The sequence below is a fragment of the Peptoniphilus sp. GNH genome (assembly GCA_021307325.1).
GTDB lineage: Bacteria > Bacillota > Clostridia > Tissierellales > Peptoniphilaceae > KA00134.
Map to the genome: position 1 here is coordinate 1184465 of CP089931.1, position 25111 is coordinate 1209575.

The following is a 25111-nucleotide window of genomic DNA, read 5'->3' on the forward strand; positions in this document are numbered from 1 at the left end:
ATTCCCTACTTCTTAATAAATCAAAAGAAAGTTCTGGTGATTAGTATTGCAATTACAAAAATACATCCTATAAAATCAACTCTTAATTTGGTAATAGACTATATAACTAAGAGTGAAAAAACTGATGAAAAAGTCTTGGTATCTTCATTCAAATGTCATCCATCTACTGCACATATTCAATTTATTAAAACACGAGAAGATAATGATACTAAAGGTACAGTTTTGGCTAGGCATTTAATCCAATCTTTTCTACCAGGAGAGGTTGATCCTATAAAAGCTCACGAAATTGGAATGGAATTATGTAAGAAAATTTTAAAGGAAGATTATGAATTTGTTCTTGCAACCCATATAGATAGAGGGCATATCCACAACCATATAATCTTTAATAATGTTAATTACAAGACTGGTAAATGCTATCAATCTAACAAAAAATCTTACCACAAAATTAGGTATCAAAGTGATGAATTATGTAAAGAAAATAAGCTCTCAGTCATTGATGAATATTATGAAGCTTACAAAAGAAAATATAAAACTGCTGGTAAGTCTTGGTACGAATATGACCAAAACAAGAAAGGAAATTCTTGGAAAGCTAAACTACAATTTGATATAGATAGAATGATTAATAAGTCTAAATCGTGGGAAGAATTTTTAGAAAATATGGAATCTCTTGATTATGAAATTAAGTTTGGTAAACACATTGCTTTTCGACATAAAGATAAGCAAAGATTTACAAGAGCAAAGACTATCGGAGAAGATTATACCGAAGAAAGATTAAAAGAACGAATTGCAGAAAGAGAGTTTATCAATACTCCCACCGTCAAAAAACGCATCGGCAATGTTATTGACATGAACACCAATGCAAAGGTAAAGGAAAGCAAAGGCTATGAATACTGGGCGACGAAACATAATCTGAATACAATGGCAGAATCCGTTATCTTTATCAGAGAACATGGCATAAAATCTGTCCAGCAACTTGATGAATTTATTCAAAAAACTGCTGATGAAAGACAAAATTTGCAGGATAAAATCAAGGCGATTGATAAGAAAATGGAACAGTTATCCACTACAATGGAGCAAGTTCATATTGTCAAAAAATATCGTGCCTATTACAAGGAATATAAGGTGAATCCGTCTGATAGGGCATTTTTCGAGGAATATAAAGCTCAGATTACCCCCTATGAAAATGCTCTTTCTGAACTTAAAACGACTTATTCCAAACTCCCAAATTCAAAGGATATTTTAGCTAATCTTGATAAATTACAAGATAAAAAGAATACCCTTATGCAAGAGTATTCTTCTACAAAACCTACAATGGACGAGCTTTATCAAATACGAAAGAACTATGGAATTTATATGGGTAAGGAGATGGAGAGATAGTTTCCTATATTCTCTTCTCCCCCTACCTTGTCTGTTTAATCATACATTTAATTGCTTCATCAATATTGAAAACTGTACCTTTTCCATCTATCCATCTGTCCCAAAAATCAATAGTTGAACTTTTGGGCTCTTCCTTAGGTTTGTCTAAAATAATTTTAGTAGGTAATTTAATTGAATCTCCAATAACAATACATTCTCCAACATCAAGATTAGGTAATGTTTCAACCAAACCTACCAATGAATCAGTTAACATAGTTGCTACTGCCGATTTATCTCTATCATTCGTAATTTTCAAACTTATAATATTATTGCATTGAGATATTATAGTAGAATTTAATTCTGCAGGTCTTTGAGAAACAATCACCAATGAAACACCATATTTTCTCCCCTCTTTAGATATTTTTTCAAATATCTCCAGCGATTTATTCTCAACCGCTTTCAATTTCGTTGTATCTCTCGGCATATATAAGTGTGCTTCATCGCAAATAAAGGCTATAGGATGCCTAGTCTCATCTGTTTTAGGCGACATCCAAAATTGGACTTCATATACCAGTCTTGTAACAATCCCTATTATTATAGGTAACATATCTGATGGGACTTCTGATAAATCTATTACTTTTATCTTTTTATCTAGTCCCATTATTTTATCAACAAATTCTTTCAGATAGTCAGCTCTTACAGTATTATCTTCATTAAATACAAACCCATATTTTTTATCATCTATTTTTGTCTGAAGTCTCGTAATAAGGTTTGTTAATTTCCCATAGTATTGACCTTGTTTCGTCTTTGCTTGTCCTTTTTTGTCTCCGGTTTTATATACTTCACCTGTTGTTTCTTCCTTTATATTTTCATCCTCTAAATATGCTTTTAACCCTTTTGCTGAAAAAGGAATCGGCGTATCTGCTGTAATTATTTCGGATGAAAATTCAGTCATATTTTCTTCAAGATACCTTTTCTTATGCTCTAAAATATATTTAATTACTGCTGCCCTTTGATTTGTAGATGTCCCTTCAGAAGATTCAATAAACAATGAATGAATTTCCTCATAATTGAAAAACCACAGAGGAATATGTAACCCATCCTCAGAGTCACAAATTTTTATCTGTTCAGCATAACTTAATTCATTGTATTCACCGTGCAAATCAAAAACAATTAAATTAGCGTGCTCCAACTCATTTGCTTTTTCAAGAATATTTGCTACAGTAAAAGATTTTCCACTTCCAGTACTTCCTACTATTGTTGCATGTCTTTGAAAAAATCTATTTCCATCCAAAATAGCTTCAACAGTTTTATTACTTGCATATTTGCCAATAATTAATCTTTTTTCTGAAGATATCTCATTTTCAAGAGAGTTCATAATAATAGATAGAGCTTTACCATCTGCCAAATAAACTTTGCTATTGATTTCAGGATAAGTGTTAACTGCTCTTTTGAAAATATTTTGTTTAGTTGAAGACAATTTTTTATAAAATGTACCTACTAAAGTTATATTGCAAAAGTTATATGAATACTCTTGTTCTTCAGTTTCTTCGTCATCAATATCAATTCTCTTTTTGCTCACCCTAGTTACTATTCCAATTAGTTTTTCATCTGCATTATTTCCAGATAAAACAACTATATCATTTATTTTTAGCCTATTTAAAATTTCTTCCTTTTCTACTGATACAGATACTTTCTTGGTATCAACATTTTGAACAACTCCAACTTCTTGATTTAAATAATTTTGAATATCTTCCATAATTTTCTCCTATCCTAAAAAAGTTTCCGAAAATACATTTATATCCCATAATTCCTTATTTATATTATATTTTTTACCTTTATATACCATATAATTTCCTTCTTCTGTATTTTCTTCTGTATTTTCTTCTTTATCTTCATATTTATAAAATAAAGTCCAGTTTTCGTTTTTCATTGCTCTATCTAAAAATGATTTTTTAATAGTCCTTGTCAAGACAATCACATCCTTTTGAGTATCCTCGAATACTGTATTAAAATGCTGGTCATTGAATCCATATCCATAAATAAATATAGAAAAATTCTTTTTAGAGTCTGTTATCAATTCATTAAAAATTTCCCTATGACATCTAAAAATACCGTTAATCATTCCTAACTTATATTTCATACTGCCTGGTGTAATAATATCTATATAGCACTTATTATCTTTTAGTAACTTATAATCATTAATCTGATATTCTCTCTCATTCTTTTTTATCCAATTAACTGATCCATGTGGCTTAAATAATCTTACTAAAGGAACGCTTTTAGAAAAAAAATCATAAGGTTGCTTTAGTATATTTTCATTAAAAGTTTGATACATATTCCCCGAAAATCCTAATGTAGTTGATAGTTTTAATTTATCACAAATTAGTTCTATAATTCTGTCATAATTAGGAGTCATTATATCGATTACTTGATTATTTACACTTACAGTTCCCAATAAGTACTTTAATAATTTTTCAAATCCGGAAATTTCATTTAATATATCACTATGCTGATTATATTCTTCATCTAAAATAAATTCACTCGTTATCTCTCGAATTATTTCCACAAACAATTCTTCACTTATTGAAACATCTAATAAGGCTGCTTCTAATCCTTCATCTTTGATCTTCCCCTTATATTTGTTCCACTGCTTCTGTAACTCTAAATCACCGATACTTTCAAACGATTCCTCCAATTTTTCAGCCAATTTTGACATTCCCGGAATATTCATTGCAATAGAAAGCCCTGTTCCAACTATTAATTTGGGGAAATTTACACCTGATAGGTATCGTTCCTTAATATCCATAAATATTGGTTCAAATTCTTCACTATCTATATTCATCACTACACTCCATAATTTCTTCAATACCACAATCCAAAGTATTGCAAATTCTAAGTAAAACATCCGTCGTTATATTCTGCCCATTCTTCATTTTGTAAAATGTGCTTTTACTTATTTTTGCCCTTTCCATCAATTCATTATTTGTCATATCTAAATCAATGAGTTTTTTAAATAATCTTTTATAACTAAAAGTTCTCACTATACCCTCCGTAGAAAAATTATATTTATTATATTATACCATTAAATCTTTTTTAAAGACTGAAAATAGTCTCTTTCAAAGTAATATTTGAATTATAAAAAAGAAGTAGAATAATTCCACTTCTCTTTTACTTAATATTTTATTGTCTATGATTTACCAGACAATGTATGTTAAATTACATCTCATAAATTCTATTTGATAAAATTGTAACCACACCAACAACCTTATCAAAGGTCAAATCTCCAATGTATTTATTTTCACTGAGATATACTTCCCATAAGGATATTAGGTATGAATCTTCTTTTATGTCCTCGATTATTTCCTTATAGTCTTGAATTATCTCCTGACTTCCTTTTCTCTTTGAGGTTCTTTGTATTGCTTCTTTTAAAATTTTATAGTTTATCTCATCTTTTTTTAGCTTGTAGAGAGTGTATAGGTCGTAGAAGTCTCTCATTCGTGTCGTTGCTATATTTCTTCTGATTATGGTTTCATATTTTTCAGCTAAAATTGTTTCTAATGGGTATGCCATTATTTTTATATTTTCTTTGCTAAAGATACATGGATAGGTATATTCTATTTCCCTTGGTGTTATTGCATCTCCTGTTGTTAGGTCTAGTTTCATCGGGTTTTTGGTCTTTCCAACATTTGCTATTAGTGATATTCTAAAGTTCTCGTACTCGTCCTCTTCCCTAATATAACTAATGTCTTTTATTTCAAATCTTATTCCATCATCTACATTGATATTTATAATTTCTTGAACTATTTCTTTTATTTTTTCTTCTTTTAGAGCTATACCTTTAATGGTTGTGTCCATGTCCATAGTTGTTCTATTTTCAATGCCAATTAAGGATGATATAAGGAATCCTCCCTTTATTACGAAATTATTTTTGTATTTTGATGTAGATAGCCTTTCTAAAAATCTTTCAAAGAAATATATTTGCAAAACTTCTTGCGACTTCAAATTTTTCTTCTCCGCCAGACTTCTTATCTTACCCTTTATGCTCTCGATATTAATCACGATAATACCTCCATATATTTCCTAATTTCATCTTCTATTTTAAATAGTCTGCTGTATTTTATGAGTCGTCTTAGATTTTTATTTGATAATTTAAAGTATCTTTTTATGGCTTCTGTAAAAATTTGCTTATCTATTTTTTCTCTGTCGATAATGATATCGCAAATTGTTCTTTCGATATCGTAAACTGGTATAAGATTGCCTTGGGGTGATTTTATTTCTGTCTTTCCAATTTCGTATAAGTCTTTTTTTACATAGTGAACTTGTAAATCTTCATATCGCTTTTTTATATGGCTTGCATTGTAGCCTTGGGGTACAGATATATGAAATACATTTGGAGTTCTGTCGGATAGTTCGTGGAGGTATAGGGCTGTTTGATGGGAAAATATAATTCGATTTCTATTAGATGATATTAAAACAAAATCGTCTATTACTTTTCCTTTTAATTGATATAGTCCTGGTCTTAATCTTTCTAGTTGTCCTATTTTTGTTAATTCTGATAGATTATGCCTAGTATATCCAAGTTCTTCTGCTTCTTTGTTAGTTATTACTAAATTTTCTTGTATATATTCTTTAAGTGTATTCATAGTCCGTCTCCTCTCGTTTACGCTTTTATTATATATTATTAAAGCGAATATGTAAAGTTAGGTTGTGATTGTTTCATATTTTGAAAAGGATGTAACGAATCCTTACTCCCTTTAATAAAAAAAGAGCAGCCTTTTAAGCCACTCTTATAGAAAGTACAAAACGGGTTTATCTTATTAAATTTTTCTTTGTGTTTCCTCATACCAGTTGTAAAACTACTCTTACGTCCATGTAGTTTTTTTGGGTCTTTTTGACGTATCCTTATTCATCTTTATCGAAGACAAAATGCTTATAAAACTGCTTAAAATGCAGGATTTCTAAATTTGCATCTTTTGTATCAACGCTATAGCTTCCACATGGCTTGAGTAGTCAGTATGGATAAAACTTGCTATTTTTTAAAAGCCTCGTATGTGGGAATATGTTAATAACTATATAATAAAAATGTAGCCTATTAAAACAGACTACATGACTAATAATTTATTTAGTTAATCCACAACTAATAGGGCAATAATCAAAATTATTTGTATCACGCTGATTATATTTTTGACTGTCATAGCCTAAGTGATGGTGATCTATCAATAATGGATAAAGTGTATTACCTACTTTCCCACATATAACTCTTACTGAACCATTTAATCCTAATTGATATAACTCTAAATCTTCAAGTTGTCCAGTTCCATATTCTATTCTATCTATATTATTTTTAGACTTATCTGCTTCAGACTTAATTTCTGATAAATTTAACAGCTCAGGATGAATATTTTTGATAACTTCAATATATTTACCCTGAGCTTCTTTACCATTTTCTTCATTTATAGAATGACAATGCGGCATTCTCTGACCCCAGTTTTTATAAACATAAGGTATTAACGTATATATTATATACATTAAATTATTTACAAATTCCTCTTCTGTTTCTGTATAAGTTGTTATATCTTTTCCTCTATAGCCTCTTATCCAATTTTTATAAGACATAGAAATAACTAATTCTTCTTTCTTCAAAGGCGTTTTTACCTTTTTAACGTTGTTTTTAGGACTTGTATTATTTCTAATTCTTTTACTTTTCTTGCCCAATTTAGTCCTCTTCCATTTGGCCTAAATAGTACTCAAATATAATTCTATCATCAATAGAATCGTAACCATTTTCAAGTGGACTCAAATCCCCTCTTGCACTTATCCAAGGTTCTTCTTGATGGGTAATACTTTCAAGTTCGTTTGCATTATATTGACCATACACATCCCATACTTGATTGAGCACATCAAGAGTATCCTCATCAAACTCGTTTTCATCAATTTCTTGCTTTGGAACTTCATTAAATTTATAGTCTCTATATTCTTGATAAATTGAATTTACAACAGGACCATGTACCCAGGCTTTGATTTCTTCATCAAATAATTTATTATTTAAATATTCAACGCTATCATTCATTAGAGTAAGATACCATGAATACGCATAATACACTAATTTTTGTATCTTCTTAGGAGACATTGATTCCTTACTTAAAAACCATTTTGCAATTTTCTTAGCATCCATTTTTAATACCTCCTCTTATCTAAACTATACCACATTTTGAAGAAAAAATATATTGCTTATAAAAAAATTTATGGTTTTGAATATAATTATTAGATGCATACTTTTTCTATATGTGTCATTATAAAAAGACCCGACTTGGTCCGCATTTTACTAAGAGGCGTGTCGGGTACTGTTATTTTTATTGTATATTTACTTTTTATCTTTGTCAATTTTCTATTTCAACCTCAAGTCCAGATTTAAATATTACTTTCAGTTTCTCTTCATAAACCACTATCTTCTCTATAAGTTTCCTTACCAAATCTTCATCATAGCTTTCTATTTCTAATTCTTGATTATCTAAAAACTCTTCTAATTCCTTTAGCCTGCTTTGTATATTCTTCTCTTCTGCAATACTCAAGAGTATCTTTTCCTTTTCATTCCTTAATTCTTCAACCCTTTTTGCGAGGTCTGTGTAGTCTTTCTTGGCATTAGCAACTTTTAAAAGCTCTTCTTGAACCTCCAGCATTTCTTTGTCTATTTCATCTATCTGGCTACTTCCATCACCTGTGATGGCTTTTTCAATATTTTCTTTTATTATTTCTTTTAATTCACTGCTTTCAGATATAAGCTGATTAATGGATTCTACAACTGCCTCTTGTAGATCAGTCTCTTTTATGGTTCTTGCATAGCAGGCATCTGGTCCATGAGTTACTCTTGTACAACATCTCCAAACAGTATATTTCTTTCCTCTATTATTCCATGCTATTCTCCTGTAAATATCCCCGCATTTAGAGCAGTAGACAATACTTGAAAGAGCGTATTTGCTTGAATAAATTCTTCTTTTACCTTTGCCACTTACCATATTAGTTCGTCTGTACATTTCTTCTCCAACTCGCATGAAGATTTCTTTTGGTATGATGGCTTCATGGCTATTTTCTACATAATATTGAGGTGCTATTCCATCATTTTTTACTCTTTTCTTATTTAGAAAATCCACTGTATAAGTCTTTTGTAATAGGGCATCCCCCATATATTTCTCATTGGTTAAAATTTGATTGAGGTTTGATACATGCCACTTCTTATTTCCTGCACCATTTACTATCTTGTCTTTTTCAAGTCCTACCTTTATGTCTCGTAGGCTTGACCCTTCCAAGTATTCTCTGTAGATCCTTTTTACTATTTTTGCTTCTTCAGGAACGATGACAAGTTTTCCGTCTTCATCTTTTGTATAGCCTAAAAACCTATTATGGTTTACTTGGACTTGACCTTGTTGAAATCTATATTGAAAGCCTAACTTCACATTTTGTGATAAAGACTGACTTTCCTGTTGAGCAAGAGATGCCATAATAGTAAGTAGGACTTCTCCCTTGGCATCCATTGTATTGATGTTTTCTTTTTCAAAATAGACTGGTATGTTGTTTTCTTTAAGTTTACGTATATACTTTAAGCAGTCTAATGTGTTTCTAGCAAACCTCGATATAGACTTTGTGATGATATAGTCGATATTTCCTTCCATGGCTTCTTCAATCATTTTATTAAATCCAGCTCTTTTCTTGGTATATGTTCCACTGATTCCTTCATCAGAAAAAACCCCCGCAAATTCCCATTCTGGATTTTTCTTAATATAGTTTGTGTAATGGTCTACTTGAGTGTCATAAGAGGTTGCTTGTTCATCGCTATCTGTTGATACCCTCGCATAAGCTGCCACTCTTAGTTTTTTCTTTTCTGATTCCTTGATGGAGTTTCCTTTTTTCTTTTTCGCTGGTATGACTATAACCTTACTATTCATCATCTATCACCTCGATTAAATTGTACTGGTGGCTTGCTCGTTCAAGGGGATCTATTGGTAGAACTCCTTCCTCTTTATACCTAAACTTGCAGGGAACTTTAATAATCTCTTCTTCCTTTTCCCAAACTCGTCCCATAGCCACTGCCCTTTCCTTTAGCATTTGACCTGCCTTTTCAAAACTTTCTTCATCTATTATCTTAGGATAGATGTCATTGCCTAAATACTTTTTATTGGTTAATATTCTTTTAACGCTGGAACTATTTTTCTTTAAACCTGCAAGTTCTGCAGACTTTATAAGGGCATTACCTGCAAGATAGTTTTTAAAGATTTTTCTTATATTCTCAGCTTCTTTTTCTTTAACTTCTAATCTTCCGTCTATTATGGTATAGCCATAACATAGTCTAGACATTATTTTTCACTTCCTCTCTAAGTACAAGTCCACACTTTAAATAAAAATCCAGAATCTCTCTATTAATTACCTGTATGTGGTCAATGATTTCTACAAACAATTCACTTTCAAAGTGATCTAGCATTTTACTTTTATCTAAAATTCCTATTAGTTTTTCAAGCTCTCTTATTTCTTCATCATTTCCAAGAATGGCTTTTTTACATCTTTCCTTTTCTTTGACTAGATAACTTTCTTCACTTGAAATTTCACTGCTTTCTTTTGCGTAAATACTTGCATCTAAAACTCCTGAAGTTATTAGTTTGCTTAGAACCTCTTTTCTATCCTTTAGTTTTTCTAGGTTTTCTTCTATTTTATTTATCTTCTCGACTTCTTCCTTGCTGTCCACTCTCTTTAATGTTTCTAAGAGTGGAATTAGAATACTATCTTTTCCAAAGACTAGCTTGTTTACTAAAGTCACAAAAGCTAGTTTTATATTCTTATCTTTAATAAACTTCATAGAACACTTATTGATATCTTTTAGATGTTCACTACAAGTCCAAGCTATATATTTATCTTTGCCATTATAGTGATGTCTTCTTTTAAAGGTTGATCCACACTCGCCGCATTTTATTGTCCCCGATAGACTATATCTATTTTGATATTTTTTAGTGTTTTTTCCATTTCCTTTCGCTATAGCCCTTATCTTGATTAAGTCCTGTACTTTCTCAAAGTCCTCTCTACTTACAATAGCTTCATGGTTATCTATAATCTTATACTGGTCTTCTTCCCCATTATTTTTATGTCTATTATAATTTTCATCTGTATAGGTCTTTTGGTAGATGACATCGCCTATATATTTTTCATTTTTTAAGATGCCGTTTATAGTTGATCCATGCCATCTTGCTCCTTTTTGTCCTTTAATCTTTCTTTTATTTAAGTCTTCTGCAATTTTATGCGTTCCCTTACCTGAAAGATACTTTTTAAATATTTCTTTTATTATTTTTCCTTCATCTTCATTCACTACCATCTTTCCATCTACATTCTCATAGCCATAGGGTGGGCTTGATATAATAAAAGTTCCATTTTGAAATCTCTTCTTTATGGACCACTTGTTATTTTCTGAAATAGACCTGGATTCACTTTCTGCAAGGGATGACAGAATGGATAACATCAACTCACTTTCCATGGTTCTGGTATCAATGTTTTCTTTTTCAAAATAGATACCAATGTTTAAATCGAGGAGTCTTCTTACTATTTCCAAACAGTCTGTTGTATTTCTTGCAAGCCTTGAGATGGATTTGGTTAGAATAAAATCTATTTTTCCGTCTTCACAGTCTTTTAACATTTTTAAGAGTCCGTCTCTACATTCTTTCTTTGTTCCAGTGATGCCTTCATCAAAGTATAGGCCTGCAAAACTATATAACTTGTTCTCAGATATCATCTTTTCGTAGTGTGCCTTTTGCGTTTTAAGACTCACAAGCTGAGCTTCCTCATCTGTCGATACTCTTGCATAGGCCGCTACTCTTAATATAGATTCTTCTTTTTGATTTGCTTCTATTTTTGTTATCTTTTTCATTGTCTCACCTCTATTTCTCTCAGTGCTATATTCCCGTACAAATTAGTATATATCAAGTCTTATAGCATTAATTTTGAAAGAATAGGTCTAAATTTTTTAATATTTTCTCTCCTGATTTTCCTATATTCTTCAAGGCTAATTTCATCTAAAAGAAAGAGATCCTGGATAAACTTATCCGATAGATAGAAATTAAGCTCTGCCTTTAAATCCCTATCAGTGTATTCAGTTTTTAAAATTTCTTTTCTACCTTCAAGCTTTTCTACTCTCATGCTCCACCTCCTATATCACAGGCAAAGAAATTAAGGCTATTTTTAACCTTAATTTTCTTTCCTCTATATTCCTTAGGACAAAGAGAGTATTTTTGAGTAAAGAGTTTTCAAAAGCAATTGATGAATATATATACTACTACAACAACGAAAGGATTCAGAAGAAAACAAAATGGATGCCACCTACTTTGTATAGGTTAGCATCCATAAATGTAAACTAAATATTAATGTGTCCAGTTTTCTGGGTACACATCATTTACGGAATGCTCCATTTTTTTAATTTTTACCTTGTTAGGGAGAACCCTAAGACCTCAAAATATATTTTATAAATGAGAATAAAATGACAAATAGATTTAGAAATGAAAGAATAGAAATTAAGCTAACTAAAGAAGAAAAAGAAGTTTTTGAAAAGAAAATTAAACTTGCAAATCGCAAAACAATGTCCCACTTTCTTAGAAAGTGCGTATTAGAAAAAGAAATTTATGTAGTAGATTTAGAACCATTTAGAAACCTACAATGGTGCTTTCAAATGTAACAAATAAAATAAACCAGATTGCAAAAGCTACTAATACAACTGGTGTTATTTGCAAGAATAAAATTGAATCAACTCCAAATTTGGCAATATATTATATTACCAAGAGTGAAAAAAATGATGAAAAAAATCTTGGTATCTTCATTTAGATGTCATCCATCTACTGCCCATATTCAATTTATGAAAACACGAAAGATCATATTCTATAGCATATTTTGAAACAAAATAAATATCCCCCGGCCTAGCCGTAGGTTTTTCTCATGCGGCCCAAAGGGCCTGTATTACTAGCTACCGTCTCATCGTTTAGTTTTGATATAGCATTTCTGACTGCCTCAATCATCATCTGTATTTCAACAATCTTTTCTACATCAACGCTTTCATCAGTGATGTTATCTATAAAATATCCATCATGATCCAAATAGGAAAAGAAAAAACAGGTGGTTTTTCTTGTCCACCTGCTCTAAATATTTTTCATGTTCTCTTTCTTGCCAGTAGACTTTGTATATATGCTCGCTTACTTTGATTTTTCGCCCACCGACATAAAGGTAATATTATTTTGTCATTTATGTTTCTTACATTCTTTTTTTGTCTTTATGTTTTAAAGAAATCATTTAATTTGTGAATATTTTCTTCAGTATAGTTTCCTGACCATTCCACATATCCGTTTTCCAAAAAAATAAAATAATCACAACACTCCTTTAGTAATTCAGGATCATGAGTGATGAGGAAAATAGTTTTATCTTTCATCTGCTTTAAACTTTGAGCCACATCTAACATATTATGATAATCCAGACCAGAGGTAGGTTCATCTAATATTAGTATGCGACTATTTGAAGCAAGGGCACTAGCTAAAGCTACTCTTTGCTTTTGTCCTCCAGATAGCGACATGGGATGGAGCTCTTTTAATTCCAGCAAATTTAATTGAGCTAAAATCTCATCTACTTGTCCACTTATTTCATCTGAACTAAGGCTAACTGAAATTTCCTCTTTGACACTCTCTGTAAAGAGTTGGTTATTCACATCTTGCATGACCATATAAGAAATCTCAAGCCTTTCTTTGCTATCGTAGCTTTTTCCTTCTAAGGTCATTATCCCTGTTGATTCTTCTGCAATACCACACAGACAATTGGCAAAGGTAGATTTTCCAGCACCATTTTTCCCAAGAATTCCTATTATATGTTTTCTAGGAAGATCTAGATGATTGATTTCTAATCCAACCACTTTATTGTAATATACACAAAAATTATCAAGTGCTATTTCATTGGTATACTCAATGTCTTTACTCTCAAACTTAGGAATATGAGAAGATCTTAATCCCATCTCGTGCAACTTCTTGTCTGAAATATCCTTAAATTCCTCAATGCTATAATCCTTGCTAATTCGACCATCTTTCATATAAATAACTCGGTCGACCAAGTCCATTAAATAATATAACCTATGTTCAGCTATGATAATTGTTTTGCCTTGTTGTTTCCAATATTTAAGTATATTTTTTAAATCATCAATGCTTTCAATGTCTAAATTTGATGAAGGCTCATCTAAAACTAAAATAGGGGCTTCCATCACAGCTGTAGATGCACAAGCAATTTTTTGCTTTTCACCACCTGATAAATTAAATAGATTCCTATCTAACAGTTCATGAATGTTTAATGCATAAGCTATCTTTCCTATCCTGTCAAGCATCTCCATTCTATCAACACCCATATTCTCAAGTCCAAAAGCTATTTCACTTGTAGAATCCACATTGAAAAATTGTGATTTTGGGTTTTGAAATACAGAGCCGACTACCTTTGAAAGTGATTGAATGCTAGTTTGTCCTACTTTTTCTCCATTAATCTCCACTTCACCTTGTAAATCTCCAGTATAATATTCAGGGGAAAGGCCATTAATTAGTCTCGTAAGAGTAGTTTTCCCACATCCAGACTCACCTGTTAGTAGCACAAATTCTCCTTCTTCAATGGATAAACTTATATTAAAAACGCCACCTTGTCTTTCTTTGCTCTTATAGGTAAAGCTAGCATTGTTAAATTTTATCATCTCTTTCCCCCTCATACTAAAGACCAAACTATCAATCCTATAATCAATAGAAAAATCAAAAAATCATATTTGCTAAATTTAACCTCAACAAGGCTCGTTCTGCCTTTAACATTATCTAATCCTCTTGTTAATGCTGATGCAGAAAGTTCATCACCTATTTTGACAACAGAAAACAGGAGCGGGATAATTCTGTACTCTAAAAACAATGATGGATTGGCTTTTGTTTTTTTACTATTAAATCGTATCCCCCTCATTCGCATAGCATTTGATATAGCCTTATTTTCTTCCTTTAGAGTAGGTATGAAACGAAATACTACAGAAACAGGAATAATAAACGCATTTGGAATTTTCCACTTTACCATAGCTGCTATAAATTCATTTGGTTTGGTGGAACTAATCGTATAGTATCCCATCATGAAAATAGGAAAAAGCCTTATGACTAATGAGTTGAGCAATACATTAATCATGTTTAATATGGATGGTAATTCATACATATTTTTAGTTTTGCTTGAAATAACAGCCAAAACAAATAAAATTCCATATATGGTTGCAGCTTTGTAATTTTTATTAGATACAAGCAAGAATATAGCGATAGAAACTATCGCTATATCTATACCTATATTGTCATAGACAAAAAACATTATAGTGCTAATGAATACCATAAATAATATTTTTGTTCTCGGATCTAAATAAAAGCCTTTCTTTATTGGGGGAACATAAGTTTTGTAAGCCTCCATTAAGCAATTCCAGCTCTTTCAAAATGTTTTTTCAACATTTTCTTGCCTAGATTAGCACCTATCACTGCTCCAACAAACATGATGCCAATTGCAGCAATTCCCATCCATGGTGGCATATATTTCGCTAAATCGGTCGCAAATTGCTCACCCATTTGTTGTTTTACTCCTTCCATATAGGTATCTGCCATAACCCACATTGGCATCTGACAGCCTAACTCAGCACATGAAAACAACCAAAATCCTATTGTATTAACTTTAAAACTTTTATACTTTTTAGTATTCATAACTACATCAGCAATAATTGCCATTGGAATATACACGGCTGGTGCTAACCAAGTGTAACCCATAAAATACCAAAATACTCCTAAAATGATTCCCATTAGAGATACCATTCCAAACTTTTCTACCTTGGTTAGAAATAGCATAAATGGAATACCTGTTAATATTGGGATTAATATAAATATGGTAGGATAAAGTATTGGCACAGCCCCTAGCATTCCTGTTACGAAAAATATGACTAAATAAATAGCCGTATAAATTCCTACGTTAATTAAATCCTTTGCTGTTAATCGATTCTTCATTGAAATCCTCCTTATTTTGTTTAATCTTCCAGCTTTCTGTTTCTTCTCTTGCTTCTATAAATTTCTTATAAGTGCCTTCTTTTCTAATTAAATCTTCATGTTTCCCCACCTCCTCTAATTTTCCGTCTTTAAGAACTATAATCTGATTCGCATTTTTAACAGTCTTTAACCTATGAGCAACCATTATAACCGTTTTGTTTTTTGTTAAACTTTCTATGGCTTGTTGAAGTTTATCCTCATTTTCTGGATCAACATTTGCTGTAGCTTCGTCAAAAATAATAATCGGGGCATTTTTTATCATAGCCCTTGCTATTGATATTCTTTGTCTTTCTCCGCCTGAAAGAGATGTGCCACCTTCGCCTATGATGGTTTGATAGCCTTCTGGCAAATTCATAATAAAGTCATGGCATTGGGCTTTTTTTGCCACTTCTATGACTTCTTCCTTCTTAGCTTGTGGTTTGCCAAATTTTATATTATTTTCGATGGTATCTTGGAAAAGATAAACATTTTGGAATACGGTGCTAATTAAATCCATTAAGGATTCAAGCGTGTAGTTTTTAATATTGACATCTCCAATCGATATGCTGCCTTGATCCACGTCCCAAAATCTAGAAATAAGCGAACACATGGTGCTCTTACCAGATCCACTTGGTCCAATAATGGCTGTCATAGCCTTTTCCGGAATATGAACGGAAACCTCCCTTAAAATAGGTATTTTATCATAAGAAAAGCTAACATTATTGAATTCAATATCTGTATGATGAGGCGTAATCTTCTGGCCCTCAATATCCATCTGAGGCATATTTTCTGTTGTTTCTACTTGTTCTATAGAACTTGTTGCAACTCTTAATGTCGCCATGGCGGATCCTGCGGATTGAATACTTGCAAACACCAGGAATGACATGATGATACACATAATTGCTTTCAATAAATCCATGGTGCCATTGATATAAAAATAAAGTGAAAGGACAATCATGGCAACACTGGAAATTCTTAAAACGAGCTCTTGCCCGATGGTATAGGGTGTAAATAATTTCTCCAAGGCTAGATTGGCTGAGCGACTTTCTTCTAGTGCCGAGCGTACGGTTTGGTCTCCTTTTCCTGTTAAATTAAAGGATTTAATGATCGGCATTCCCTGGATATATTCCAAGATCGTTTCTACTAAAAGAGATTGTGCCTCTTGCCTTTTTGGAGCAAGTGTCCTCGACTTTTTTTCCATGACAGAAGTAATATATAGATATAAAACCGTTCCTGCTATAACAATCAGCCCATTTCTCCACTCGAAAAATAAAATCATCAGGGTGAACACAAATGAGTTAATGAAGCCACTCATCATAACAACTAAAACCATAGGAGCTGTGTTCTCAACGTCATCTAGAACAGTTGTTAAAACACCAGTCACTTTTCCAATATTATTTTCATTAAAGAATCCCATTGGAACCGTCTTCAGCATTTTTCCTATACTTATTCTTCGATTAGCTACCATAAAATACCCAGCATGCGTTTGATCTAATTGAGCAAAATAGTTGGCATAAGACCTTCCGACAATACTTACCAACAGCATAAGAAAAACCTTCAGTGCTATAAAGGAATTAAAATCTTTTGTCACCAAGGCTTGGAGCACAAAGTAAATGGCTCCTATTTGCAACATATTGAAGATGGCATACACAAATTCAAAAATAACAGACTTGTTTAAATTTATTCGTTCCTTATCTGCAAATGCCCATATCTTTCGAAGTCCACTTAACATCTAAGCCACCTCCTTTCCACCGATATGTGCTTCCCACATGGCTTGATAAAGCTTATTTTCTTTAAGAAGTTCTTCATGATTGCCACTTGCTACAAGTTTGCCATGATCAATGAGATAAATCTGGTCTGCATTGGTTATTGTTGATAACCTATGAGCAATCATAATGATAGTTTTTCCCTGAATAAGCTTATTAATTGCTTTTTGTAAAACTTGCTCATTTTCAGGATCAATATAAGCCGTCGCTTCATCTAATATGATAATTGGAGCATCTTTTATCATGGCTCTAGCAATGGTGATCCTCTGTTTTTCACCGCCTGATAAATGGTTTCCTCCACTCCCTACTTTGGTCTGATATCCATGCTCTAAAGCCATAATAAAATCATGACAACCAGAAGCTTTGGCAATTTCAATCACTTCTTCATCGCTAGCCGAAGGCTTGCCCATTCGAATATTTTCCATGATGGTATCGTTAAAAAGGAAAATATCCTGCGAAACAAAAGCAACTAAATCATAGAGTTGTTCAAGTGGAATATTGAATAAATTAATTCCGCCAATCGATATTTCTCCCTGTTCTACGTCCCAGAAACCAGCAATTAACTTGGCAATGGTTGACTTTCCTGAACCACTTGGACCAACAAAGGCATTTAAACTTCGCTCTCGAATTACCATATCGATTCCTTTAATAACTTCTTCTCCTGGTTCATAGGAGAAATGTAGATTCTTGATAGCAATGTCATGATTTTTTAAATGAACTCTTTCTCTACGATGAACTTGTTCTGTCCCATTTAAGATTTCATCAATTCGTCCGACAGTTGTCCCTGTTTGAGCTAAGGCATCGACAAAGTTAATAGCAGCTAGTAAGGGACCGGCTATACCAAGAGAAAGGATGATGGCCGTAATAAAGGTTGACATCTCTAAACTTCCATTAATAAACATGATCCAACCAACAGGTAATACCGTAATCAAAGTTGTTGGTGAAATGTTCTTGGATAAGGACACTGGCATTTGACATTTTTTCATCCAATGATAATAAAATGAAGCATTAGCTATCACTTTATCGGTGAATTTCCCATAGGATTTTTCGCCTTGATTAAAAGTTTTAATCACTTCAATTCCGCCAACATACTCAACAATTGTTTTATTCATTTCGGTATTGGTCGCAACCGACTTACTATAATCTTCTGCATAACCTTTCATAATTAATGACATAAAAAACATACCTACCGGAATTGAAACGAGTGACAATAAAGCCATTCTCCAATCTAAAATTAATAGATAGATGAAGATGGATACAGGCCCTAAAATATTCGCCGTCATCTCAGGCAATAAGTGAGCCAAAGGTCGTTCCATTTTTTCTACTTGATCAACAATGGTTGTCTTTAAATCACCACTATGGGTGTCAATAATCGTACCAAGAGGCATTTTAGGCAGCTTTTCCAAGAGCATGATTCGTACATTTCTTAGAACAGAGAAGGTTGCTTTATGGGACTCTGCCAAGGCCTTGGCGTAAAAAATTGGTTTTAAGCAATAGCCAATCAAGATTAGAAAACACCAAGGTAGGTAGAAGGAAAAATCTTTATTTCCAACAAACAAACCATAAACAATTTTGCTTACGCCAAAATAAGGCAACATACCTAAAAGAACCCCAATAACTGCCAAGAAAATGGAAAGCTTGAGGCCTTTATGTTCTCCTTCTGCCAGCTGCCATAGGCGTTTCATATAATTATTTTTCAATGGAAATCTCCTTTCCTTTTTTCTTTCATCTTTAACACCTCCATATGATAGATAACTATATTAGCTAACTTAGTTATCTTTACTTTAAAAAATATAAGGGTGTTTAATACCCTTTCCCTTATATTTAAAAACCTCTCAATTTCTCCCATCCATCATAAAAAAATTTCGAAATTATTCTTGTGTTTAACTTTACTTCTTCTTCTGTTTGAGAATGCATTATAATTTCACACAATGCATTAATATAAGCATGGTTTAACAAATGCATTGCATCTTTAGGGACTTCTGATTTTATATTCTTTTTCTTTGAAATAATATGAAACGCTTTATGTCTATTTATATCTTCCTTTTCCACAAGAAGCTCTATAAAATTATCATATTTCGTACCATATGATTTATATATTAAGAGATTAAATAAATCTTTTTTGCTAAACATATATAATGCAGATTCAATTGACCCTTCAATGTTAATTTTTGATAAATCTTCTCCACAATTTTTTTCTATGTTTTGAAAAGATTCCTCTTCAAACTTGTTATAAAAACCCAAAAGTTCTTTTGCCAATGGATCAACTAAACTGATAAATAAATCTTCTTTATCATTAAAATGCCTGTAAAAAGCACCCGTTGTAACTCCAGCATCTTTACAAATTTTTCTTAAATTAGCTCGTTCATAGCCATCATTTAAAAAATTAACTTTGCCACTATCCATAATCTTTTTATGTGTTAAATCATAACCAGTAATTTCTGTCATATCCTCACCGCCTCGACTAATTGCTCAATTTATAATTTTGCGGAACAATGATAACTTTGTTATCATTGTATACACTTATCTTCTTTATGTCAATATGAATAATAGAAAATCATACTTAATTATGATATAATCATTAATAATTTTAATACACGCTTAACGCTTGCTACTCTAATTATTCTTTTGTAGACCAACTAAGGAAGTCAATAGTTATTTTTAAAAATTTTCTAAAATTTTTTCAAGTAACAAAACTTAAAAAATGTGCATAGCAAACAAGCCTCATATACTTTCATTTTTTGAGGCAACACTTTTAATAGTTTATGCGACTAACTTACTCTTTTCTCCTACTTTCAATTTTTTATCATTCAAAACTTTATCTCCTGTCAGTAAATAATTCCGACGCTACAGTCAGTTTTATTTTGACTCAGTAGATAATTAATTTCAATACACTGGTCGAAAATAGGGTTTTATCATTTTTAAAAAAGCAAAATCCTGATAAACTTCTAAATTAGAAATCTATCAGGCTTTAATTATTGTATTAAATTAATTCATTTACTCTTTTTTGAATAACATAATAATCATATCCAGCATTAGTTAACCTTCTTTTTCTCTCTTCTCCATTCCCCCATTTTCCACTTATAACTTCTCTTGCTAATTGGTCGATTGTCTTTCCGACTGGATATACTATCTTGCCATTAGCATCGAATACTTTTAATCTGAATCTATCGGCACATCTTTTGGCATTTTCTAAATTCTTAAATGCACCTTTCTGGCTTTTTACATCAGACCAAGATTTTCTAACTCTATATAGTCCATCTGTTGGTTTACTAACAGTATTATTGCCTCTTAGTCTTTTATTAACTTCATTTGCTATATATGGAAACTTACTTCCTAGATATGGACCAGGACAGTTAGTGTTTTTATACCACTCGTGTTTTTGAAGAACGCCATCCTTACCTCCTGTATAGGTACAAGGATAGATTCCATTTCTCCTGCAGATGTCTGTTACTAAATCAATTAGTCTTTTTAAAACATAATCAGAAACTAACCACTGAGGACCTCTTGTAGAGTTCCCTACTTCAATTGTGACTGCTCGGTTATCACACCAGGAAGATGAGGTTGTCCACGCTCTGTTAGATTCATCAACCCCTAAAACAATAACTCCGTCTGAACCTAAGTTGTAGTTAGCTGATGCTCGTCTTGACCTTGGCACAAATACTCCAGCAAGATTTCTACCATTTATAACTCCAGCTGCGTGGTGGATAGCTATTTTAGTAATCTTTTGATTTCTTCTACCGCTATGGTTAGGTGAGAGAATTGTTGCTTGTACTAATGGGCTATTACTCATTTATTTTTCCTCCTTGAATTGTTCCAATACTCTTTTTAATTTTTCTGGTACTGGCAAACCTAAAGCTACAGAATTTTCTAAAATAGAAAGACCTTCATTTGCTATATAAAAAAAGATGATGGCTGTTCTTATCATTGTTCCATCACCTTTAATTAAATTTACATCACATAGGTTTGCTATTCCTACAACTATAAAAATCATAATCTTTTTAGCTATCCCTTTAAATCCTATGGATGAGGATAGCTTTCTTTCAACCCCTGCTCTTAAAACTCCTGTTAGATAGTCAGCAATCACAAAAGCAAGTAGTGTGTATATAAAAGCATCTACACTTCCAAGATAAAATCCCAACCATCCTCCGATAGCTGTAAAACATACTTTTAGTATTTCAAAGAATTTGTTCATTTTATTCCTCCTCAGTTAATGTATAAGTTATTTTCATTGTCTTATCTGCCGTTTTTAATATTGGACTTGATAGGTTATTAATTGTTCCAAGATATTGCGTGTGAAGGAATAGAAGTTTATAAAGAGTATAACTCCCATAACCAGAATCTGTATCAAAACCAATCATAAATGGACCAATATTAATTAAAGGTGAAGTTAAAAACTTCATATCAACAGTAGCTGTATAAATAACATTATCATTTTTATCAATTAAAAATTGTCTGGTTCCTATATAATCCCCATATTTGTAAAAATACTGATTTGTATATTCTCCTCTTAATATATCAACTTCGCTTTCCAAATTAATCAATGTAATGTCCACTGGATTATTAATATTTATTTTATAAACACCATTTTTTTTGTAATTTAAACAATACAAATATTTACCTCTAACCACACTCCCTATCGTCCTATAATGGCTTTCATTTTCAGAACTTGGATATCTACCTATTATTTGCAGTTGTACATTTTCTAACACCCACTTATCTTCTGTAAATGAAAAATCTTCCTTCTTAATCTTTATCGTATATATTTCAGCATTTCCCCTGCTGTTCGTTTCCCCTACCGTTGAAAATCCATACCAATATCCATCTTCCCCATCATGGAAAGAACAGTTAATGCTATATCTACTAGGGAAAAATTTTTCAGGTTTAATGTAATTTACTTCAATATCTTGTGTAGGCATATCTAGAATCGTATCATTAAGTCCTAAATTAAAAAATGACTCCCTAATTTTAGCTATTTGAATTTGTCTATCGGGCATAGGCCAAATAGAATAAAAACTTTGGTCTTTTAAGTTTACTTCAACAAGACCTGCATAATAAGATAGAACAGCCTTGTCTGTTTTTGTACTAACCTTATTTAACATAAGAATTCCTGATTCTCTGTCATAAGAGTTCCCATAAAAGCTTTTGCCTCCTCTATAATGAGTTAAAGCTAAGGATGAAATCCTTCCATTTCCTTGTGAAGTTGAAAAGTCCCATACAAATTTATATCCTCTATCTATTGGTTTGGATTCCGTCAAGTTCGCAGATCCTCCTTTGGCATTGTCAGTTTCATTAACGTCATTTGATGCATAACCAATAATTGGATTGTCTGAGGGTGCAATTATCTTATTCTGATCCTCTTCTAAAGGATTTTCAAATAGCAGAATCCCACCATAACATTTATTAGCTATGGGAAATATTTCATCTTTAAACTTAACTGTTCCATTATCTAAGGGATACATAAGTCCTGATGGATTCAGTCTTAATAAATCTGGGACTGCATTGGTTATTAGGTTTTCATCTTCATAAATCTCCTTCTTATTTGTCCTCACATCAGTTAGTTCGATGACTGATTTACCCTTGAGCATTTCCTTCCTCCTTATCTTTAAATTCTGTAGTAATTTCTTCTGTATGTTTTCCTAGCATCAATCCTCGATATTTAAATCTTCCTACCTTTTCATTAAATACTAGTGGTCTTGGGACTTGTTTTTCTACTTTGTATTCATCCTTCAACTTCCTAAGTAGAAATGAATGACTAAGTTCTATTCTCTTCCAGGATTCATCAATCTTAATCTTTCCATCCCAAGCCTCTGTAGAACCAAGAGACTGACCAGATATAGCTGCGATAGCATTATCTTTACTTATCATAGCTTGTCCTGATTCAAGTCTAATAAGCACTGAAAAGTTGTTCATCGTCTTTTCCTGAAGTTTGGTTAATGGATAAAAAAGATTTAGAATGTGGTCACCACTTAAGTAGGTTTCTTTTGGAATGTGATGTTCTATTTTCGTATCATTAAAAACATAAGTAATAACTATCCTTGTTGGTATTTCTATGTTTTCAATAAAGTCTAATTCCTCTACTTCTTCTTTTTCTTCAAACCTTGGAGGATCATAGGATTTCCTATCATTATTTAAAATCTCTACTTGTTTCTTAACCTTCCTTGATATCTTTCTTGTTTTTTCTTCAGTGTCACAAATTATATTTAACAAGATAGAGGCATTAAAAATTGCCTCCGTTTCTCTATTAGAGGCAAATTCTATACGAATTATCGACGTGTCTGTAGTAGAAAGATTAAAGGCAGAATAATTTGAATAGGCATGAACTACCAACTTTTCCGATTCAATCTGATTTAAAAGTCCTACTATATTTTTATCATTCTTGCTTTTGGCCTTTGATAGATATGGATTCTTTCCAACTCCTAAAATCCTGTGCTTACCATTTATCTTGTACTCTATGTCAGTAATAAGTCCTTCAATCTTTTCTTCTTCGTAAGAAATAGCTATTCTGTCTCCTACATCAAGACTTGGGTCTCCTATTGTTACCATATCAAAAGGTGTGTGATGAATTTTGCAAATTTCAGTAAGAAGAGCCTCATACATTCTTTTTCTTTTTTCTGGAAGTCCTAATTGCATTAAAGGATTTATTCCAAGATTCATAGTTAACCCATCATCATTTTCTAAAGCATAGTATTCAGCTATTTTAGTCTTTGCGTTTGTTGAGTTGATGGCTGTATATCTTGTCTTAAAATCTGATATTGATGAAGAAAATCTTTCTCTCGTTTTAATTTCAGTTGATATGCTTTCTGCATACTTCTTTAAAATTAATTTCCCATCACGACTAATCCCCGCAAAAGCACCAAGGGTAGATGCTATATAGTGAATAAAATCCCTATAAGTTTCTATATCATGGTCTTGATAAATTGCCAGAACTTCCTCTCCATTTACAAAAGCTTTTACCTCATCTTCTGTCATACCCAGTTCTACCTTGCACTTCTCACATGAAAGACTTAGTAATTCAAAGGCTGTGCCAAAGGTATCGGTTACAGGGAAGTTCTTATCAAATCTAAGCATATAGTCATAGCCTTTTAGTTCTAAAATCTTCTTAGACCTATTTGCCTCAGTAACATCAAAGATTCCCATTGGTATAGTTTCTATCTTTTTGCTTTCTAATTCTTGATGGTAAAAAAGTTCTAGCTTTGAATCCTCTAAAGAATACCTATCTATATTTGAAAAAAGGCTAATTCCAAACTCTCCAGCATAAACTGTACCTATTTCAAGTTCAGAAGATCCAGAACATGAACGATGAATGTATCCAGATCCTTTAAGAATATCTTTATTGGTAAAGGGAATAATGGTTTCATCTTTTAAGATGATATTTCCCGTCCAATAAAATTTACGAGAATTCTTTTTGATTGCTGTTTTATATTCATTGCTTGTTGGATGCATCAGTACTCCTCCAATGAAAAAGATACTTCCCACAATCCTTTATAAGAAGTATCTTTTATTAGTTTGACTTGAAACTTGTCTATATACATTTGTGACTCTTTTAGTTCTAGTGTTTCTGTATCTAAGTATTTAACTTTAAGATTAGAATTATTAGCAAAACTACTCAATGTCTTTACAAGTTTAGGACTACAAGAAAAACTTACAGAAATACTTGCTACTTTATTTCTAACAATATCCTTTTGAATAGTGCCTGCCTCTGTTTCTCCTCCAGTATCTGCCTCAATATCTCTAAACTCCAAATCATAAGAATTTGGTAGAGGTAGGTCTACTCCTTCAATAATTAAATATGATTGATATTTCATTATACGACTACACCTCCATTCACTGCGTCGCTTTGCTCCTTGTTCATGGGGTGAGACTGCATCTGACCTACCAACAAAATCACAGATTTTGGGTTAGGTC

General features: G+C 32.1%; 23 protein-coding genes and 3 pseudogenes. 3 read left to right on the forward strand and 23 right to left on the reverse strand.

Annotated elements, in window-relative coordinates:
* Positions 1-45: 45 nt before the first annotated feature.
* Entirely contained in the window at positions 46-1377 is a 1332-nt protein-coding gene (locus LV469_05810; GenBank protein ID UHR03591.1) for a relaxase/mobilization nuclease domain-containing protein, read from the forward strand.
* 22 nt (positions 1378-1399) lie between these two features.
* Here the strand turns inward: LV469_05810 and LV469_05815 are convergent, their stop codons facing one another.
* The 11 genes from LV469_05815 to LV469_05865 all read right to left on the reverse strand — a co-directional run bounded on the left by LV469_05815 (position 1400) and on the right by LV469_05865 (position 11535).
* Positions 1400-3115: an ATP-binding protein gene (locus LV469_05815; protein ID UHR02163.1), complete on the reverse strand. Its 1716-nt coding sequence runs from the start codon at positions 3113-3115 to the stop codon at positions 1400-1402.
* Positions 3116-3124: 9 nt separating this feature from the next.
* Positions 3125-4201 carry an SIR2 family protein gene (locus LV469_05820; GenBank protein ID UHR02164.1) on the reverse strand — a complete coding sequence of 359 codons (1077 nt, stop codon included), beginning with the start codon at positions 4199-4201 and terminating at the stop codon, positions 3125-3127.
* Positions 4188-4400 (reverse strand): helix-turn-helix transcriptional regulator, encoded by a 213-nt coding sequence (locus LV469_05825; protein UHR02165.1) that lies wholly within the window; start codon positions 4398-4400, stop codon positions 4188-4190. Before LV469_05825 ends, LV469_05820 begins: the two co-directional genes overlap by 14 nt.
* A gap of 175 nt (positions 4401-4575) precedes the next feature.
* Positions 4576-5418, reverse strand: coding sequence for a nucleotidyl transferase AbiEii/AbiGii toxin family protein (locus LV469_05830; protein UHR02166.1), 843 nt, complete (start codon positions 5416-5418; stop codon positions 4576-4578).
* A complete protein-coding gene (locus tag LV469_05835) occupies positions 5415-6002 on the reverse strand; it encodes a type IV toxin-antitoxin system AbiEi family antitoxin domain-containing protein (GenBank protein ID UHR02167.1) in 588 nt (195 codons plus the stop codon). The genes LV469_05830 and LV469_05835 overlap by 4 nt, the downstream gene beginning before the upstream one ends.
* Before the next feature lie 475 nt (positions 6003-6477).
* Positions 6478-7074: a hypothetical protein gene (locus LV469_05840; GenBank protein ID UHR02168.1), complete on the reverse strand. Its 597-nt coding sequence runs from the start codon at positions 7072-7074 to the stop codon at positions 6478-6480.
* Between the two features lies 1 nt (position 7075).
* On the reverse strand, positions 7076-7534 hold the full coding sequence (locus LV469_05845) for a DUF4065 domain-containing protein (protein UHR02169.1): 459 nt from the start codon (positions 7532-7534) through the stop codon (positions 7076-7078).
* Positions 7535-7739: 205 nt separating this feature from the next.
* Entirely contained in the window at positions 7740-9302 is a 1563-nt protein-coding gene (locus LV469_05850; protein UHR03592.1) for a recombinase family protein, read from the reverse strand.
* Positions 9295-9711: a recombinase family protein gene (locus LV469_05855; protein ID UHR02170.1), complete on the reverse strand. Its 417-nt coding sequence runs from the start codon at positions 9709-9711 to the stop codon at positions 9295-9297. Before LV469_05855 ends, LV469_05850 begins: the two co-directional genes overlap by 8 nt.
* Positions 9704-11266: a recombinase family protein gene (locus tag LV469_05860; protein ID UHR02171.1), complete on the reverse strand. Its 1563-nt coding sequence runs from the start codon at positions 11264-11266 to the stop codon at positions 9704-9706. Before LV469_05860 ends, LV469_05855 begins: the two co-directional genes overlap by 8 nt.
* Before the next feature lie 59 nt (positions 11267-11325).
* Positions 11326-11535: a hypothetical protein gene (locus LV469_05865; GenBank protein UHR02172.1), complete on the reverse strand. Its 210-nt coding sequence runs from the start codon at positions 11533-11535 to the stop codon at positions 11326-11328.
* A 110-nt stretch (positions 11536-11645) separates the two neighbouring features.
* Between LV469_05865 and LV469_05870 the strand changes: the two are divergent.
* Both LV469_05870 and LV469_05875 read left to right on the forward strand, forming a co-directional pair.
* Positions 11646-11753, forward strand: a pseudogene (locus tag LV469_05870) (IS3 family transposase).
* Positions 11754-11872: 119 nt separating this feature from the next.
* Positions 11873-12138 (forward strand): annotated as a pseudogene (locus LV469_05875) (plasmid mobilization relaxosome protein MobC).
* A gap of 227 nt (positions 12139-12365) precedes the next feature.
* Here the strand turns inward: LV469_05875 and LV469_05880 are convergent.
* From LV469_05880 to LV469_05935, 12 genes and pseudogenes are all read right to left on the reverse strand, one after another.
* Positions 12366-12588: pseudogene (locus LV469_05880) on the reverse strand (sigma-70 family RNA polymerase sigma factor).
* A gap of 67 nt (positions 12589-12655) precedes the next feature.
* On the reverse strand, positions 12656-14101 hold the full coding sequence (locus LV469_05885) for an ABC transporter ATP-binding protein (protein ID UHR02173.1): 1446 nt from the start codon (positions 14099-14101) through the stop codon (positions 12656-12658).
* A gap of 11 nt (positions 14102-14112) precedes the next feature.
* Complete coding sequence (locus tag LV469_05890) at positions 14113-14838, reverse strand: energy-coupling factor transporter transmembrane protein EcfT (protein UHR02174.1); 726 nt, start codon at positions 14836-14838, stop codon at positions 14113-14115.
* Positions 14838-15419 carry an MptD family putative ECF transporter S component gene (locus LV469_05895; GenBank protein ID UHR02175.1) on the reverse strand — a complete coding sequence of 194 codons (582 nt, stop codon included), beginning with the start codon at positions 15417-15419 and terminating at the stop codon, positions 14838-14840. The genes LV469_05890 and LV469_05895 overlap by 1 nt, the downstream gene beginning before the upstream one ends.
* Entirely contained in the window at positions 15385-17169 is a 1785-nt protein-coding gene (locus LV469_05900; protein UHR02176.1) for an ABC transporter ATP-binding protein/permease, read from the reverse strand. Before LV469_05900 ends, LV469_05895 begins: the two co-directional genes overlap by 35 nt.
* Positions 17170-18888 carry an ABC transporter ATP-binding protein/permease gene (locus LV469_05905; protein ID UHR03593.1) on the reverse strand — a complete coding sequence of 573 codons (1719 nt, stop codon included), beginning with the start codon at positions 18886-18888 and terminating at the stop codon, positions 17170-17172. It lies immediately after the preceding gene.
* Between the two features lie 139 nt (positions 18889-19027).
* On the reverse strand, positions 19028-19651 hold the full coding sequence (locus tag LV469_05910; protein UHR02177.1) for a TetR/AcrR family transcriptional regulator: 624 nt from the start codon (positions 19649-19651) through the stop codon (positions 19028-19030).
* Positions 19652-20186: 535 nt separating this feature from the next.
* Positions 20187-20996, reverse strand: a complete 810-nt coding sequence (locus LV469_05915; GenBank protein UHR02178.1) for an N-acetylmuramoyl-L-alanine amidase — start codon at positions 20994-20996, stop codon at positions 20187-20189.
* A complete protein-coding gene (locus tag LV469_05920) occupies positions 20997-21398 on the reverse strand; it encodes a phage holin family protein (protein UHR02179.1) in 402 nt (133 codons plus the stop codon).
* 1 nt (position 21399) lies between these two features.
* Positions 21400-22791 carry a hypothetical protein gene (locus LV469_05925; GenBank protein ID UHR02180.1) on the reverse strand — a complete coding sequence of 464 codons (1392 nt, stop codon included), beginning with the start codon at positions 22789-22791 and terminating at the stop codon, positions 21400-21402.
* Complete coding sequence (locus LV469_05930; GenBank protein UHR02181.1) at positions 22778-24649, reverse strand: hypothetical protein; 1872 nt, start codon at positions 24647-24649, stop codon at positions 22778-22780. Before LV469_05930 ends, LV469_05925 begins: the two co-directional genes overlap by 14 nt.
* Positions 24649-25011, reverse strand: a complete 363-nt coding sequence (locus LV469_05935) for a hypothetical protein (protein UHR02182.1) — start codon at positions 25009-25011, stop codon at positions 24649-24651. The genes LV469_05930 and LV469_05935 overlap by 1 nt, the downstream gene beginning before the upstream one ends.
* Between the last annotated feature and the right edge of the window lie 100 nt (positions 25012-25111).